This window comes from Actinopolyspora sabaoui, from assembly GCF_051225635.1.
In the GTDB taxonomy this organism is placed as follows: Bacteria; Actinomycetota; Actinomycetes; order Mycobacteriales; family Pseudonocardiaceae; genus Actinopolyspora.
Window position 1 is genome coordinate 87014 of sequence record NZ_JBMIHH010000008.1, and the last position, 16012, is coordinate 103025.

A 16012-nucleotide genomic window follows, 5' to 3' on the forward strand; every position below is an offset into this window, starting at 1 on the left:
GCATTGGGCGAGTCGCGAAATCGATTCCAATACGGGAGTGCTGATATGATCGAGCAGGCACCTGATACTGACTGCTTCTATTCGACGGGGTGGGTTGAGGCCGAGGGGCCCTCGGGGGTTTCGCTGTCCGGTTCGCATCTGCTGCTGACCAGCTCGGACGTCGATGTCGATCCGGCGGAGGGGTGGGTCGCCCGCGAAGTCTCCGATGCGGAGTCACTGGGTGATGTGCTCACCGAACGGGCATGGGGTTGTGTTGCGGTGCGCGGCGACGGGGGAGAATCCGGTGTGTTGCTGGCGCTTCGTGTTCTGCAAGCCTGCTCGGAGGGCGTGATGCCGACTCCGAGCAGACTTGTCTTTCTGCCGGTGCCGGGGGCTGTCGACGAGGCGGGTGTGTGGGGGCTTGCGCGGACCGCCCGGTTGGAGCAGCCCGGTCTGGCGGTGCACTGCATCGAGGCATCGAGGGCGCAGCTCGCGCGAGCGTTGACCTTGAGTCGGACTGCGGGCGTGGAGGAGGAGTATCGGTTCACCGAAACCGGCGTACTCGAAGTGCCGAGGTTGCAACGGCACGTCCTCGGTAGCGAGGAGTTCGTCGCTCGCCAGGACATGACGTATGTAGTCAGCGCCGGTTCGGGTGAATCGGGTTCGGTCGCGGCAGAGTTCCTGGTGGATCGAGGGGCGCGGCATCTGGCGCTGTTTTTCCGGTCGCTTCGTGCGGAATCCGCCGTGCCGCCGAAAGTCGTGGAGCTGCGTCGATCCGCCCGAGTCGAGTTGTTCGCGTGTGATGTGAGCGATCCGTATAGTGTTCGCCGGGCTCAGGACGCGATGGTGCAGGCCAACATGCCTGCGGTGGCCGGTGTGATCCATACCGCGGGTGACCCGGCCGATGGTGCCCTGGTGAATCAGTCGGTATCGAAGTTGAAGCAGGCATATGAGGAGAAGGTCGGTGGCGCGAGGAATGTTCGGGACGTCTTTGCTCCACTGGACTTCCTGGTGTTGTTCTCCTCGGCCGCTGCGGCTTTTGGAGCCGTTGGCCGGGCAGGCGGTACCGCCGCGGATGTGACGTTGGATGCGCTGGCGACGTCGTGGTCGCGGCGGGGTGAACCGGTGCTCTCGATTCAGTGGGGCTCGTGGACCGGTGCTGTTCCGAGCTTCGGAGCGATCGACAACAAGCTCGGCATCATGGCGTTGAGCCGGCTGCTCGCCGGGCTCGAACGGGGAACAGTCTGTGTTTCCCGCATTGACTGGAACACGCTGCCGCTGCGGAATCCGTTCGTTTCACGCTTCACAACCCGACGACCAGTCGGGCCTCGGAGGGTGGAGCATGAAATGGGCGACGCCCGGTATTCCATTCGCCCGGATAATCGGGAAATCATTGGAAAACCGCACGTATCGGAGCCGGTGCAGGCTCGACCGGACGGGGAGAGGTCTGCTTCGCAAAATTCTGGTTGTCCGCATCTGCCGGTACTGGTTATCGGGGCGGGAGTCGGTGGGATCGGATTCGCTCGAAGACTGGAAAGTCTGGGCGCCGCGGCGATAATCCTGGAGCGAAGCGATCGTGTCGGCGGCGTGTGGAGCTCACTTGCCAACGCGCATTCCAAACTGCAAATCGAGTCTCCCCCGTACAGTTTCGACAGTGTGTTTCCCGCGACGCGGGGTGATCATCGGTGGTCGTCCGTATTTCCGGGGCGGGACGAGGTTCTGCAGCATACAGCCGCTGTGGCGACCGAACTGAAGGGGTCGATCCATTTCAATTGTGAAGTGGTTTCGGTGAGGAAAGTTCACGAGAATGAGTACGAGGCCGTGTATGTTCAGGAGGGCAAAACCAAGTCCATTCGGGTTTCGGGCGTAGCCGCTTTTACGGGAGGGCTCCACGAGCCGAGGGAGTATCGGTTTCGTGACGAGCACCTTTTTGCCGGCCATGTCGGCCTGGGGGTTGCCGATGATACGAACCCGGAGAAGTTCACCGAAGCATCGGTGGTGATCGCCGGACATGGTGCTTTCGCGCTGGAGAATATGCGGAAGGCCCTGGAGAAGGGTGCGCGGCACGTTACGATTATTTGCCGGCGACGAAATTTGGTCGTATCCAGTCTCTGTGGCTGGATGGCCAACTCGGGCCAGGGCGCTTTAATGATGAACGATGTCGTTGAGATTATGCGCCCCTTCTACTCGCTCTGCGGAATAGAAATAGAGTCGCTTCCCACGATCTCCCAGGAGGAGGACGGAAGCTATGTCCTGGACCAGTCGACGGTTCCGCCCGCCTCCGACATCTATTTCCTGGCGCAGGCGCTCGGGAAGCTGACCGTGCTGGAGGACGAGATCGCTTCTGTGTCGGCCCACTCGGTCGTCACCCAGGGCGGGCGGGAGGTGAAGGCCGATGTGCTGGTCAAGTGCCTGGGCTCGCACACCGATAGGTCAGGCCTGCTGAACATCTTCGGCGAAGGCACCAGGGTCGAGGGACTGTGGATCAACGGAGATCCCAATCTGCTCACCCATAATGATCGTGATCAAGTGCCTCGCCGGGCGGGGTCCATCCTTTGTTCGAGTTACACTTTCTTCGTGCAGGCCTTCGCTGAAGCCTACCTTCATTTTCGGGACAATCCTTCCGAATTGGCGGGATCGCTCGGCAAAATCGCTTCCGATGCCTCGGGGAGATCGCCCGCTGAACGGTTGCTCGTGGAGTTGTGGGAAATCGTTGATCGAGCGAAGGACAACGTCGCGTCGCGGACCCTTTCGTTGTGTCCCTTCGATCGCTTCCAGAAAGAGCGCGAAGCGGAGTGGCAGGCGTACGCCGAGATGATGGGATACTCGGTATCCGAAAAAATGGACCTCTGGAGCGTGATGGCTCCGACGATATCGCTGCTTCATCGAAGAGATCCTTCGCTTCCTGTGGAACGGCGCGTTCGGAACAAGCAGTTCGGCCCGATAAGCGTATTTGTGCCGCAACGGCACAGGGTGCTGTTTCTGCCGGGGCGAGGAACCAACGGGCACCTTTCTCGGTCTATGCTGAAAAGGGCTGGTTGGACCAGGCGTGATGATGTCGAGTTCGTCATCCCCGACGCGCCCTATGTGATTCCTGCGTTTTCCGACGCAGAACAACTCGAAATGTTGGGGTTGAACTCCCTGGTCGAGGAGGGTTTGTACGATTTCGCGGCGAGTTATCGAGAGTGGAAAGCCGGATTCCCCGAGCTGTGGAGTGACTACTATAGTATTCCGCTCGGTGTGGACGCTACTCCTGAGGCGTCCTTGAGTTCGGTCCTCTCGTACATCAAGTCGATCGCGGAAGAGTACGGGCCGTTTGCCGGTGTTGCCGGGTTCTGCGAAGGTGCTGCGGTCGTATCCGCTGCCCTTCACAGCCAAGCTCTGGGACATGATGTGGGGCTGGACGACGTAGGGTTCTTCATCGCGATGTCGGGGTGGCGTTCTCCTATCCATGAAAGCGCCGGAATATTCGAGAAGAGCCGGCCCATCGATATTCCCGTGCTGCAGACTCTGGGCGAGAAAGAAGCGGATGTGTTCCGGGCGGCTGCTCCGACCTTCGGGCAAGATTTTCGCCATGTGGTCGAACACAGACACCTCGGCAAGCACGTCTACTCTCCACTGACCCCCAGTCTCGATCAGAAACTCAACCGTCTGCTGCACACCACTTCTCGATGAGTCACAGGTGCGGCTTGGGGCTCTCCGCTGGCACGGCTGACCACAGCCGCGTTTGACCGTGCTACTGCGGCACAGTTGAGCTGTGCCGTCGCGTCGGCCACTCGGGGAGCGTCGCGGTTCTGCCTGGGGTAGGTCGCTCTAACGGTTCTGGCTCACTCTCGGTGGTGATGGTGGGGCGTGTTAGCCGAGCAGGACGCGGTGGCGGAGGAGGGTGGGGTGAAGCCTGCCGGTGTCGGTGATCCAGCGGCTCGGACGCGCGTCGGTGCCGCGGGGGCATGAGCAGGGCCGCGAAGTCACTGATGAGAGTGCTCAACGCGGCCGTCTCGGGGATTCGACCTGTTCCCGCGTGATGTGGCGACACAACAGGTTCCGGCTTCCGGCGCAGCCGAGCTCGGTGAGCTCCTCCAACGACTGCGGCACCGGCACGGCCGGATCTTCCTCACGGCACCGGAGCAGGAAATTCCGGAATGGATCGACCGACGTGGGCCGGTACTGCGAAGCTCGCACCCGGATCACGGCAGGATGCCCGTCGACTGGCACGCCGGTGATCCGCCGCCCACCGTAGCCATCACCCGCTCTGTCCCCACCACGCATTCAGGGCAGTAGCGCGATCGAGGTAGATGTGCGCAGTTCTCGCGGACGCGGGTATCAGCTCGTCGGTCACGGCGTTCGTGCGGACGTGGTGCTCAGACGTGCGTCGAGGGCCTCGATGTCGGGGAGGAACCAGACTTGGCTTCCCGCGTTGGACTCGTGTACCAGGGCGCGCAGTGCGGAACTGGCCTCCAAGTGGCGGGAGATGTCGCCGATGACGGCCAGACGAAGCCGATAGTTGGCGAACTTCTGCATGACCTCTCCCGCGAAGTTGGTGTTGAGCGTGAAGAACTGCTCGTCCAAGCGTTCCGCGGGCACGGCGACGAGCTCAGCGCCAAGGAACACCCAGCCGATGAGATCCAGCACATCCTCCGTGGTGACCACCTTCTGGCCGGCCGGATCGCACATGAGCACCTGTACTCCGTGCCGTTGCTGTAGTGAGTCCACCACTGTCAGCCTCCAAGTCGTGTCAGCGTGCTTGACGTTCTCATCCTAGCCTGGATTCGCCCCCGCCGGGTGGGTTGATCATTTTGGATTGATCGTGTTGTCCGGGATCGAGCGTGCTTGTTCTGCCGGCTCGGGTCCACCTTGGTCTGCTGTGGTGTTCGCGGTCAGGCCCTTCCGGTCCGGATAGGTGGTGGGCAGCGTGCTGGGGATGAGCCTCCGGTGGCGGTGAACAGGGCAGTGAACGCCGCTTTCCAGCGCCATCTGCCGGGGAGGCGCGCGGGTGTACGGCTCGTATCGGAAGCGGGTGCTGGAGTACCGGGGTGAGCGGTGGTTGGACGAGCCGTCGACCCCGGAGATCAAACAGCTGGCCGAGCGGGTGCCGGCGCGGCTGACTGACTGGAGTGCACCGAGCGAGCCCTGAGCGATCAGCTCGCGTCGGTGCCCCAGGCCGGTCGGTCGGTTGCCTTCGAACGGGGCTGAACAGCCGGTGACGGCCGGGAAGACGGCGGAGCTCGTCCGGAGCGGATTATCGTTCGCGGTCCGAACGGCCAGCACTGCTCGGGGCAGGGAACTCGGTTCCCGGCCCCGAGCACGATAACGCTGATCAGCCCTTGAGCTGGTTGATGATGTCCAGCGTGTTGTAGTGCGCGCGCTTTTCGATGGTCTTTCCCTCCCGGAACGTGAACAGGTTGAACATCGAGAACCGCGTGTGAGCACCTGACGGGGCGGTGCCGTTGAACTCGCCGATCTGGCCGCCCTCGACGATGACGTAGGCACCGACTTGGTCCTCGTCGGCCACCGTGCGCTCGACCTCCATGCTGATCCTGGCGAATGCCTCGACGTTCTTCCTCTCGGCGGCGAGGAAACCCTCGGCGCCCGGTCGAGACGTGTCGATCTGGCTGTAGAACACGAAGTCGTCGTGGATCATGGCGGTCACTGTCGCGTGGTCGCCGTTTTCCAGTGCCTCGTAGAAGCGGTGAACCAGCTCGGTGTTTCGCGCGGCTGTCATGTCGATCCCTCGTAGGTGGGACGGGTGGCCGAGCGGGTCAGTTGCTGCCCCAGTCGAGGCGGTCGGCCAGGCCTGCCGCGGTGAATGCCTTCCGCAGGTCCTCGCGGCCTTCGGTGAAGTGCGTCCAACCCTCGAAGTGAACCGGGACGACGCGACGGGGGTCGAGGATCCGGCTGGCCTCGGCGGCCCCGGCGCTGTCGAGGACCACCGGTTCGCCGTCGAAGAGCATGGCGAAGCGCGGTGCCCCGGCGAACAGGATGGCGGTGTCGATCGGGGCGCAGCGGCCGGCGATCTCGCGGACCAGGTCGAGCGAGGCGTTGTCGCCGCTGACGTACGTGGTCGGGAGCCCTTCGCCGGTGAGCACGAAGCCGACGACCTGGCCTGCGAACGGCTCGACCTCCTCGCGGGAAGCGGGCCCGTGGATGGCGGGAACGGCCGTGACGGTGACCTTGCCGCCGTCGGGCCGATCGAGCTCTACGGTCTCCCAATCGGCCATTCCCCTGGCCTTGTCGCCGAGGCGCTCGCCGCCGCCCGGTGTGGTGAGCGTCAGCGAGACGTCGGTGAGCAGGGCGCGGCCGGAGTTGTCGAGGTTGTCGGCGTGCTCGTCGTGGGAGAGCAGCACCACGTCGACGTGCCCCAGTTCGGCCGGGGAGCCCTGCGGGGAGCTCGTCTTGGTCAGGACCGGGCCCGCGGACTCGTATTCACCGGGACCGTCGAAGGTCGGGTCGGTCAGGAACCGCAGGCCGCCGTAATCGAACAGGGCAGTGGGACCGCCGAAGGTGCGGACGGGGAACCGCGCGGTCGTGGAAGTGGACATGCGACTACCTCTCACGGATATGTTCGTTGGAAACGTGAGAACCACGGTAGTCATGTGTCATGGATTAATGCAAGTTCAACCATGAGGCTCATGGATCGCTGGAGCGGTATCATGAGGTCATGGAGGAGTTCGCGATCGTTGAGCCGGACCTGCCGCACGCGCCGGGGGAGGACGAGTACCTCTCGCTCGCGCTGGCCAACAGCGTGATCGCACTTCCCGGCGGGCAGTTCGTCGATTTCCTGGGTACGCCGGACGCGACGAACCAATGGTTGACCGAACGGGATCTGGCCCCGATCGAAACGGGGATGCAGGAGATGTGCGCATCGCAGCTGCGTTCGCTCCGCGAGCAGGTCAGAGCGCTGTTCGCTTCACGCGTCTCGGCGCTGCCTGCCATTCCTGCCGCCCTGTCGGCGATCAACGACGCGCTGACGCGGGTTCCCACCGCGCCGCTGCTGCAGTGGGACGACAAGAACGGCCCCTATCGGGCCGCTCCGCACCCGACGACGCGGATCGTCGACCACGCACTGGCAAAGCTCGCCGCCGATGCCGCGGACCTGCTCACCTCGGAGGCCGCCGAGCGGCTGACGGCCTGCGGCTCGACGCCGTGCACCCGGTTCCTGCTGCGTCACGGTCGTCGCCAGTGGTGCTCGACGCGCTGCGGGGACCGCGCTCGTGCCGCGCGGGCCTACGCCCGGCGCACCGGGGAAGATGCTGAGTGATCCGACCGCGCCGCTGGGGGGTGCGGTCGGGTGCCCTGCCGGTCGGGAGATCGCCGATGCGCGGCAGCTCGTGTGTGCTCCTGGACACGTGCTCGCGGTGACGCGATACTCCAGGCTCTCCGCTGCCGTCGATCCTGGCTGATATGTCCAGCTCAGCACGGCTGAGGTGGGGGAGCGGGCCGCGTTCGCGTAGTGGCGGGAGATGATCTGCGCGATCTTCGTGCGGTTGGCCGCCGAGCCTGTCGAGCATTAGCGGTTCGACCGAGCATGTGCCGGTCGGTTCCGTTGAGCTGTCGACCGTGGTCGCGGGGGTTGTAGCAACAGTTTCCGCAGGCCACGTCGCTTCCCTGCGGACGAGACCCTCGTCGCGGGCTATGGCGCAGCACTGCTGGTCGTCGCCGGCCTGCTCGCGCTGACAACGCTCAGCTCGTGACCGCAGGCCGAGCAGGAAACGAACGATGAGCTCGTCGAGTCCGCTGTTGCTGGCCAGCCCCCATTACCTTTTGGGTGGTCCCGCAAGGGGTGGTTAGCTGTTCGCTCCTCTGGTGAAATACGCGTTGTTCTGTGTTAAACTGTATGCATGAAGCTGAAGGAGTGGGCGCGGGAGCAGGGTGTTTCCTATCGCACCGCGCTGAACTGGTTTCACGCGGGCACGCTGCCCGCGCCCGCCCGTCAGCTCGATACCGGCACGATCCTCGTTGAACCACCCGCAGTGGAATCCGGGCGGACGGTGGCGTACTGCCGGGTGTCCAGCGCGGACCAACGCGACGACCTGGACCGGCAAGCTGGCCGTGTTGCCCAGGAATGCGCCCGACGCGGCATCATCCTCGATTCCACCGTCACCGAGATCGGCTCCGGGCTGAATGGCAACCGCCCGAAACTACGGAAACTGCTGTCCGACAGCTCTGCGTCCTGCATCGCGGTCGAGCACCGTGACCGTCTTGCCCGGTTCGGCGTCGAACACCTCGAAGCCGCATTGGCTGCCCAATCCCGCCGGGTTATCGTGCTCGACACTTCTGAAGTGGAAGACGACCTGGTGCGCGACGTGACCGAGGTGCTCACCTCGATGTGCGCCCGGCTGTACGGTCGCCGGTCGGCGGCCAAGCGCGCGAAAGCCGCCATGCGAGCGGCGGAGGTGCCGCCGCGATGAGCACCACCGTGTTGCAGGCGTACCAGTTCGCGCTCGACCCCACTCCCGCTCAGGACGACAACCTGCGATCGCACTGCGGTGCCCAGCGATTCGCCTACAACTGGGGCCTGGCCCGAGTGAAAGCCGTGCTGGAGCAGCGCAGCGCCGAACGCAGCTACGGCATCGCCGAAGCAGACCTCACCCCGGCGGTGAACTGGTCGGCCTACAGCCTGCGCAAAGCCTGGAACACGGCCAAACGCGAGGTAGCTCCGTGGTGGAGCGAGAACTCGAAAGAGGCGTACGCCTCCGGGCTGGCGAACCTCGCGACCGCGCTGGACAACTGGCACAAGTCCCGCACCGGAAAACGCGCCGGTCGCAGGGTCGGGTTCCCCCGGTTCAAATCGAAACGAGCCCGCTGGTCCTACCGCATCTCCACCGGCCGGTTCGGCCTGTCCGGTTCCGACCGGCGGCATGTGCAATTGCCCCGCATCGGCACGGTGCGTACCCACGAGTCCACCCGCAAACTCGCCCGCCACGTCGAACGCGGCACCGCCCGTATCCGGTCGGCCACCGTGTCGTTTCAGCGCGGCCGGTGGCACGTGTCGTTCTCGGTGGAGATCACCAAGACCGAGCCCGCACCCGCCACACGCGGCGGAACCGTGGGTGTCGACCTCGGAGTGAAAGAACTCGCGGTGCTGTCCACCGGGGAAACCATCGCCAACCCCAAGCACCTCGACGTAGCGCAGCGCGCACTACGCCGGTTGCAGCGCCGCGCCTCCCGTCGCACCGGCCCGGACAAGCGCACCAAGCGGAAACCGTCGAACCGGTGGCGCACAACCCAGGCCCGCATCGCGCGGCTGCACACGCAGATCACCAACGCGCGCCGCGACGGGCTGCACAAGCTCTCCACCCGGCTGGTGCGTGAGTTCGACACCATCGTGGTCGAAGACCTCAACGTGTCCGGGATGGTGCGTAACAGGAAGCTCGCCCGCGCGGTCTCCGATGTCGGCATGGCTGAGCTGCGTCGCCAGCTCGACTACAAAACCACGTGGAACGGTCGCGACCTGGTGGTGGCCGACCGGTGGTATCCCAGCTCGAAGACCTGCCACGACTGTGGCGCGGTGAAAGCCAAACTGCGCCTGTCCGAGCGGACATTCACCTGCGATCACTGCGGGCACACCGCTGATCGTGACCTCAATGCGGCCCGCAACCTCGCAGGCCTGGCGTCCACGGCGAGTTGCGTCGGGACGGAAAACACGCCCGCTGGAAACCCACGTAAGACCACCTCTGGTGGCGGCGGGTATCGCCACGGGAAGACCCCGGTCGGAACCGGGGTCAACGCTGCGCCGCAAGGCGACAGCTCAGAAACGTTTTTACACGTTTCCTGAACGGGCTCCCGGCCTTTGGGCCCGGCAGGACTGTTCCCCCCTGTTGTTCATGATCCGGGGGGGTGGTGTCACCGGGCTCGAAGGCACCGCATGACCGCTGATAGAGGCACGAACACCGCTCTGATCAGGACGGATAGGTTCTGCGTAATGTGGATGCTGGCTTGGACGGTGCCGTCGGCAAGGCCGGGACCTTTCGCATGGCACAGGAGTATCCGTGGCCGAACCAGACGAGATCGGCGCCTTCCTGGGGCTGGATGTCGGTAAGGGCGAGCATCACGCCCGCGCGCTGACACCGTCCGGCAAGACCGTTCTGAACAAAACCCTGCCGAACAGCGAGCCGAAGCTGCGGGCGATCGTCGACAAGCTGCAGGCCAAGCACGGCACCGTGCTGGTGGTGGTCGACCAGCCCGCCTCGATCGGGGCGCTGCCGTTGGCGGTCGCCCGCGATGCTGGCTGCCGCGTGGCCTACCTGCCCGGGCTGACCATGCGGCGTATCGCCGACCTGTATCCCGGGGAAGCCAAAACTCCACGCCCGCGATGCCGCCGTGATCGCCGACGCGGCCCGCACCATGCCCCATACGCTGCGGGACCTGGCCCCCGATGACGAGACCGTGGCCGCCCTGTCCATGCTGTGTGGCCACGACGATGACCTCGCCGCCGAGGCCACCCGCGTACGCAACCGGCTACGCGGACTGCTCACCCAGATCCATCCCCACCTGGAACGTGTCCTGGGGCCGCGCCTGGACCACCCGGCGGTGGTAAATCTGCTGGCCCAGCACAGTACTCCCGCAGCACTGCTTCACCTCGGCCGTGACGGCCTGATCGAATTCCTCCGTCCACACGCCCCACGCATGGCCGACCGACTCACCGACGACATCCTCACCGCTCTAAGCGAGCAGACCGTCGTCGTAACCGGCACCGACGCCGCCGGGCTAATCATTCCCAACCTCGCAGCCAGCCTGCGCACGACGCTGGACCAGCGATACACCCTGGAAACTGAGATCGAGGCCCTGCTGGAGGCCCACCCTCTTTCCACGGTCCTGACGTCGATGCCCGGCATTGGTGACGCCGACCGCCTCCCGCATCCTCATCGACGTCGGCGACGCCAGCCAGTTCCCCAGTGCCGCCCACTTGGCCGCCTACGCCGGACTCGCCCCGGCCACCCGCAGTTCAGGCTCCTCCATCCGCGGTGAGCACCCCGCCCGACGCGGAAACAAGCAGCTCAAACGGGCCTTCTTCCTGGCCGCGTTCGCCTCGCTGCACCACCCACCCTCACGGGCCTACTACGCCAAAAAGACCGCCCAAGGCAAACGCCACAACCAAGCCCTGCTCTGCCTAGCACGGCGCCGCTGCGACGTCCTCTACGCCATGCTCAAAAACGGCACCCTCTACCAACACCCACCACCCGCCACCCCTTGACCCAACCCATAGAGGCACCCCCCTTTTCGCGCGAAGGTGGGAAGCATCCACACACGCCCGGGACCAGTCGATCTGTCCAGCGGCGTTGAGCTCGGCCAGCAACACCTCATGGAGCCGCTCGACACCCCCTGCCGCCTGCCAGTCCCGCAGGCGCCGCCAGCACGTCATCCCCGATCCGAACCCCAGCTCCTGCGGCAGGTCTTCCCACCTGATGCCGGTGATCAGCACGAACAGGATGGGCTGCACCACCTGCCGATCCGGCAACGGCTTCGGACCCGTCCGACTCGCCGGACGCACCGGCAACAACGGCTCGACCCGCTCCCACACCTCATCCGAGACCACCCACGGTGCAGCCATCACCCAAGATCATCCCAGCCCGGCATCACCAACGTGTTAGGAGCTCTAAACGGCGCAACTTCCCCACGCGACCGGTTTCCCAGGACTCGGAGCACTATGGTGGCTCCGTCGCACCCGACCCGTTCAACGGTCGATGCATCTGTCCCCGAAGTCGAGAAATACGACCGGACGGTTCCCGTGTTCACTATGATTCGCTCGGCTGATGAGGAGCCCGACTGTGTCCCAGCGATCTCGTTCCCGGGTACGTTGTAGGCACTCCCCGACAACCTCACGGACCAGGCCGCTCTCAGCTACACCACCCTGATACGACAAGGACAAGGCAGCGGCGAAGCTTCTTTACCTTGACTCGACATCACAGCGCAAACCGTTCCCGAAACCCAGAAACGCGATTCCACGGGCCCTGGGGAGCAGAGCAGTGGGTGCATAAAACATGGGATGCTTCACTCGATCGGAAAATCCGAGACCACGGCTGGGGTGCTCCTGCTCGTCGACTCAATGGTCGGATCGAACACGTACACCTGTGTCCCCGGAACCGCGAGTTCGACTGGCAGGCGAGCCAGGGCAACGTTTGTTTGAAGTTTCGGGGCATATGAAGCGGAAGTCACAAAGCCCACCGGCTCCGAGTCCGGGGAAGGAGCCACCAACCAGAAGTCAGATAGGTAGTCCTCCGCGATCGGGTCCCCATCCATCCTTAACCCAACCATCGTGAGCTTGTATGGATGGTTTCCGGAAGCAATTTCGGTCCGCATCCGTTCGAGGGCGTCCCGCCCGATGTAGTCTGACGCCTTGTCACGGGGAACGTGGCCACCCAACCCAACTTGAAAAGGGACCATCTCGTTGTCAACGTCTTGACCCCACGCGAGTATCCCCGACGAGATCCGGTGGGGCTGGATAGGACCGGTTACCGCTAGTCCGTACTTCTCTCCTGCTCGAAGAATCGTATCCCACATTTGCTCTGCGTGAGTGCTCGAATTCTTTAGGTAGACTTCATAACCGGCTTCACCGGAGAATCCAGTTCGCGAAACGAGTACCGGAAGTCCGGCGATCTCGGCCTCTGACAGCCCGAACGCGGGCATCTCAGAGGCTATGTCACCGATGAGGTCGGCCATCAACCTGTTCGCCTCCGCTCCCTGGATCTGGACAGGCGACACGTCGATCTCCTGGATCTGGACATCGAACTCTTTGCCGACATTCACCCCCTTCAACCACAGTGCCAGGTCCGAGTCGGAAATGCTGAACCAGTACTCATCGGGGGAGATCTTCAACAACAGCGGATCGTTGATCATCCGACCACTGGAATCGCAAAGTAATACGTACGCCGCCCGCATGGGCGCTAGTCGCGTGACGTCCCTTGTCACGACGTAATCGACAAACTCGGTCGCCTCGCGTCCTTGCACCCGAATCTGCCGCGCGGCCGCGATGTCCCACAGTGTCACTCGGTGGGTCAATGCCTCGTACTCGGCTGCGGAGCCGCCGTCCCCCTCAGGGGTGTACCCCCTGGGCAGGTACGTACGGTTGTACAACTCTGCGCGCCAGCATCCTGCCTCAACCGCCAGGTGCCAATACGGCGACTTTCGAGCGCGAGTCGATATCAGGAGCTTGATGTCCGCTCGACCAGTTTGACGCAGGTTGACGGGGACCGTTCGGTCCGACTGATCGACCGATGAGAAGTTTGGATCCGTCCCTTTGTCGGACTCGTTCGTCACGCTGTCTTCTCCCGTGGTTACCTGACTCGGTGCCGGTTCATCGACGTACGTGGCGGTGGCAGCGATGCTCGCTGCGAGCAAGCGAATCGGAGGTGGCGCATTCCTGGATGTAACACGGCATGATTCAGAAAGCCCGTGCGCACGTCCCCGACACCGAGAAGTACCTTTTATGATTGCCTTGACGGACTCTTTCTCAGGGATCGACTGATTGTGTCACTCCCTCGACTCCGACCAAGCGTCCAGTGCTGGCCTCATGGCGAATTGTCTTGACAGCCTCGTAGGCTTCACTGAAGTAGAAAGAATCCCAGGCTTGCTTCGAGGGGAACTCCAGCACAGCGATCCGCGGCGGGTCCCAGTCGCCCTCGTAGACATGGGAAGCGCCACCCTGAACGAGAAAGCGGCCACCCGCGCTCTCGATCAAAGGTTGCACTTGTTGCGCATAGGTCTCGTAGCGGGCACTGTCGTGGATATCAGCGTCAAAGATCAGGTAGTAGGGGCGGGCGGATTCGGAGGAGGATGCTGTGGTCATGTCATCCATGATCCTCTAAACTTTCCAACTTCGATTCGGCCGTTTGGATGTCAGTGAGCAGTCGCGAAGGTGACCTTCGTCTCTGCTTGACGGTGAGGTTGCGGATGAGTCGGACGCCCGCCTGTGCGGACTGGCTGTAGGTGGGGTCTGGAGAAGAATGGAAAAGAATCGAGAAGACTCGAAAGTTGCCGTTGGGTAAGCGGGTTGGAATGCTCAGTTTTGAGCGCCGATCAAGTGCTCACCTCCGACGCTGTGAACAGCAGCGATGAATGCTACCGCTTAATTCCGCCCGGTTCTTCTCCAGCCCCTTGAACGGGACACCAGCCGTTGTGGGTTGTGCTGCGGTAGCGTCCCCTCTTCGGTGGGACGAGGTGACCGTGGAGGTGCCAGGTTCTCCCGTCGTGGCTCCAGTGCAGGAAGTCTTCTTCCCAAGGGCAGTTGAGTAGGAGGCGGCGTTCTTCGAGCTCGTGCATCTGCTTGTAGAGGTGTTGCAACCATCGGAGCGCGGTGCGTATCCGGGCGGTGCTGTTTCGTCCGAGCATGATCTTTCCCCGTGTGGTGGACGGAGAGGGCCTGTCCTGGCTGAATGAGTAGGTAGGCTGATGCCCGCTCAGCAGGATGCTGGCTCGATGACGGCGTCCTGCTCCTCGAGGACGAGCCAACTCGTGTTCATGCTGACCACGGGCACCAGCAGTGAGAACAGTGCGCCGACACCGGCCGGGTGGGTGAGGGGACCGCGCCGCACACACCCCGTAATCCCGGTTTCAGCCGTATTCCGGCAGCTTCCGTCCACGGTCGCGCAGCCGGATCGGCGGTCGTGCGCTCAGTGCTCCATGCCCTTTGTCATCGGAGCAGAGGTAGGGAGCCGACGAGCTTGTTGACCTTCCTCTTGGGGCCGAACAGGGCGATGCCAACGACCTCGACATCGGAGGTGGGAACCGCACTCATCCGCTCGATGTACTCGTCGTAGGTCTTGCAGCTTTGAGCCAGGGCGCTGAAGGTCGCGAAGAACAGCTCCTCGTCATCGGAGGCGGTGGTGAGTATCTGCGAGACTCCGTCTGCTGAATGAGTCAGTACCGGCAGTGGGGTGTAGATGACCCCGGGATGGGTGACGCCGTCGGCATCCTTGACGTCATTTCCGACCAGATCGTCCACTTTGGCGCCGAGTGTCACGGACAGGACACTCGCGGCGTTTACCGCGAGGCCGTTCGGTAGATGCTCGGCGACCACGATGGCGCACTTCTTCGGCGTGTCCGACATCAGCGTTGTCCTTCGATCGCGGTGTGTTCTGTGTCTTCGGCTTCGGCCCGTTCGCTACGTTTTCGCGCCAGTCCGAGGGTGACGCCCAGGATCACCACGGCGCCGCCGACGACCTGCATTAGGGTCAGCGTTTCCCCGGCCAGGACGACTGCCCACACCAGTCCTGCCACGGGGACGATATTGAGCAGGTTGACCGCCATGCTGGGGCTGAGTGTCTTGAGGCCGAAGTTGTAGGCGAGGAAGGCCGCGACAGAGCAGAATACCGCCAGGAAGGTGATTCGCAGGATCGAGCCTCCGGAGGGCATCGACCACTGTCCGGCCTCGAAGAGCGAGAGCAGGATGAAGCCCGCCGCACCCGCCAGGGTCTGGTAGTAGGTGATGACGATCGGAGAAGAACCGGACTTGTCACGCTGGGCGACGATGTTGTACGCGGCCCAGGCGATGCCGCCGGCGAGCAGGAACAGATCGCCGATCAAATGATGCTCGTTGTTCGACGAAGTGCCCGGTCCGTTGGTCACCACCATCCATACACCGACGATCGCGAGCACCATCCCGGACATACGTACGAGGGAGAAGCTCGCTTTCCTTCCCAGCAGTTCCAGGGCCAAGGTGATCACGGGGTATGAGGCGACGATGAGCGCCGCGTCGGACGCCGAGGCGAGATCGACTCCGATGTTTTCGAGTGCGAAGTACGCGGTGATCCCGAGCAGACCTGCCCCTGCGATCCCGAGCTTCTGGCGCCGTGTTGGGAGCGATCGGTCCCGACGCAGGTGCACGATGATCCCGAGAATCACGGCAGCTCCCACGAACCGCAGGGCGCCGATCGTCAGGGGCGGCACCTCAGCCAGTGCCACCTTCGTGACCGCGAAAGAGCTGCTCCAGGTCAGGGCGGCCGCGAGGACGGCGGAGATCGCGAGCCAGCGCGGCGGCGCCGCGGACGGCATCCCGCCTCCACTTCGATCAGGTTGAGTGTCCGCAGTAATTGTG

The 16012-nt window shown here is 63.7% G+C and carries 13 protein-coding genes and 2 pseudogenes; 6 read left to right on the plus strand and 9 right to left on the minus strand.

The window, feature by feature from the left end; genetic code table 11:
• The first annotated feature begins 45 nt into the window (after window positions 1-45).
• Window positions 46-3654, plus strand: coding sequence for a KR domain-containing protein (locus tag ACOQFL_RS16135; protein ID WP_435545002.1), 3609 nt, complete (start codon window positions 46-48; stop codon window positions 3652-3654).
• 660 nt (window positions 3655-4314) lie between these two features.
• Here the strand turns inward: ACOQFL_RS16135 and ACOQFL_RS16140 are convergent.
• Entirely contained in the window at window positions 4315-4695 is a 381-nt protein-coding gene (locus tag ACOQFL_RS16140) for a DUF4180 domain-containing protein (protein WP_435545003.1), read from the minus strand.
• Window positions 4696-4972: 277 nt separating this feature from the next.
• Between ACOQFL_RS16140 and ACOQFL_RS16145 the strand changes: the two genes are divergently transcribed.
• Window positions 4973-5113 (plus strand): hypothetical protein, encoded by a 141-nt coding sequence (locus ACOQFL_RS16145; protein WP_435545004.1) that lies wholly within the window; start codon window positions 4973-4975, stop codon window positions 5111-5113.
• Window positions 5114-5296: 183 nt separating this feature from the next.
• Here the strand turns inward: ACOQFL_RS16145 and ACOQFL_RS16150 are convergent, their stop codons facing one another.
• Both ACOQFL_RS16150 and ACOQFL_RS16155 read right to left on the minus strand, forming a co-directional pair.
• A complete protein-coding gene (locus ACOQFL_RS16150; protein WP_435545005.1) occupies window positions 5297-5701 on the minus strand; it encodes an ester cyclase in 405 nt (134 codons plus the stop codon).
• A gap of 37 nt (window positions 5702-5738) precedes the next feature.
• Window positions 5739-6518: an MBL fold metallo-hydrolase gene (locus ACOQFL_RS16155; RefSeq protein ID WP_435545006.1), complete on the minus strand. Its 780-nt coding sequence runs from the start codon at window positions 6516-6518 to the stop codon at window positions 5739-5741.
• 119 nt (window positions 6519-6637) lie between these two features.
• On the opposite strand from ACOQFL_RS16155, the gene ACOQFL_RS16160 reads away from it, so the two are divergent.
• The 4 genes and pseudogenes from ACOQFL_RS16160 (at window position 6638) to ACOQFL_RS16175 (ending at window position 11173) form a co-directional block, all read left to right on the plus strand.
• A complete protein-coding gene (locus ACOQFL_RS16160; protein WP_435545007.1) occupies window positions 6638-7237 on the plus strand; it encodes a CGNR zinc finger domain-containing protein in 600 nt (199 codons plus the stop codon).
• 580 nt (window positions 7238-7817) lie between these two features.
• Window positions 7818-8387, plus strand: coding sequence for an IS607 family transposase (locus ACOQFL_RS16165; RefSeq protein WP_435545008.1), 570 nt, complete (start codon window positions 7818-7820; stop codon window positions 8385-8387).
• Window positions 8384-9754: an IS607 family element RNA-guided endonuclease TnpB gene (gene tnpB, locus ACOQFL_RS16170; RefSeq protein ID WP_435545009.1), complete on the plus strand. Its 1371-nt coding sequence runs from the start codon at window positions 8384-8386 to the stop codon at window positions 9752-9754. Before ACOQFL_RS16165 ends, tnpB begins: the two co-directional genes overlap by 4 nt.
• A 214-nt stretch (window positions 9755-9968) precedes the next feature.
• Window positions 9969-11173: pseudogene (locus ACOQFL_RS16175) on the plus strand (IS110 family RNA-guided transposase).
• A 27-nt stretch (window positions 11174-11200) separates the two neighbouring features.
• On the opposite strand, the pseudogene ACOQFL_RS16180 reads toward ACOQFL_RS16175, so the two are convergent.
• The 6 genes and pseudogenes from ACOQFL_RS16180 to ACOQFL_RS16205 form a co-directional block, all read right to left on the minus strand.
• Window positions 11201-11530 (minus strand): annotated as a pseudogene (locus ACOQFL_RS16180) (transposase); the annotation flags it as partial.
• Between the two features lie 440 nt (window positions 11531-11970).
• Window positions 11971-13236, minus strand: a complete 1266-nt coding sequence (locus ACOQFL_RS16185) for a glycine cleavage T C-terminal barrel domain-containing protein (RefSeq protein WP_435545010.1) — start codon at window positions 13234-13236, stop codon at window positions 11971-11973.
• A gap of 193 nt (window positions 13237-13429) precedes the next feature.
• Window positions 13430-13765: a DUF1330 domain-containing protein gene (locus ACOQFL_RS16190; protein ID WP_435545011.1), complete on the minus strand. Its 336-nt coding sequence runs from the start codon at window positions 13763-13765 to the stop codon at window positions 13430-13432.
• A 610-nt stretch (window positions 13766-14375) separates the two neighbouring features.
• Complete coding sequence (locus ACOQFL_RS16195) at window positions 14376-14510, minus strand: hypothetical protein (RefSeq protein ID WP_435545012.1); 135 nt, start codon at window positions 14508-14510, stop codon at window positions 14376-14378.
• Between the two features lie 98 nt (window positions 14511-14608).
• Window positions 14609-15025: a DUF2000 domain-containing protein gene (locus ACOQFL_RS16200; protein WP_435545013.1), complete on the minus strand. Its 417-nt coding sequence runs from the start codon at window positions 15023-15025 to the stop codon at window positions 14609-14611.
• The gene (locus ACOQFL_RS16205) at window positions 15025-15969 is read right to left on the minus strand and encodes a DMT family transporter (RefSeq protein ID WP_435545014.1); all 945 of its coding nucleotides are present in this window, start codon (window positions 15967-15969) and stop codon (window positions 15025-15027) included. Before ACOQFL_RS16205 ends, ACOQFL_RS16200 begins: the two co-directional genes overlap by 1 nt.
• Window positions 15970-16012: the final 43 nt, after the last annotated feature.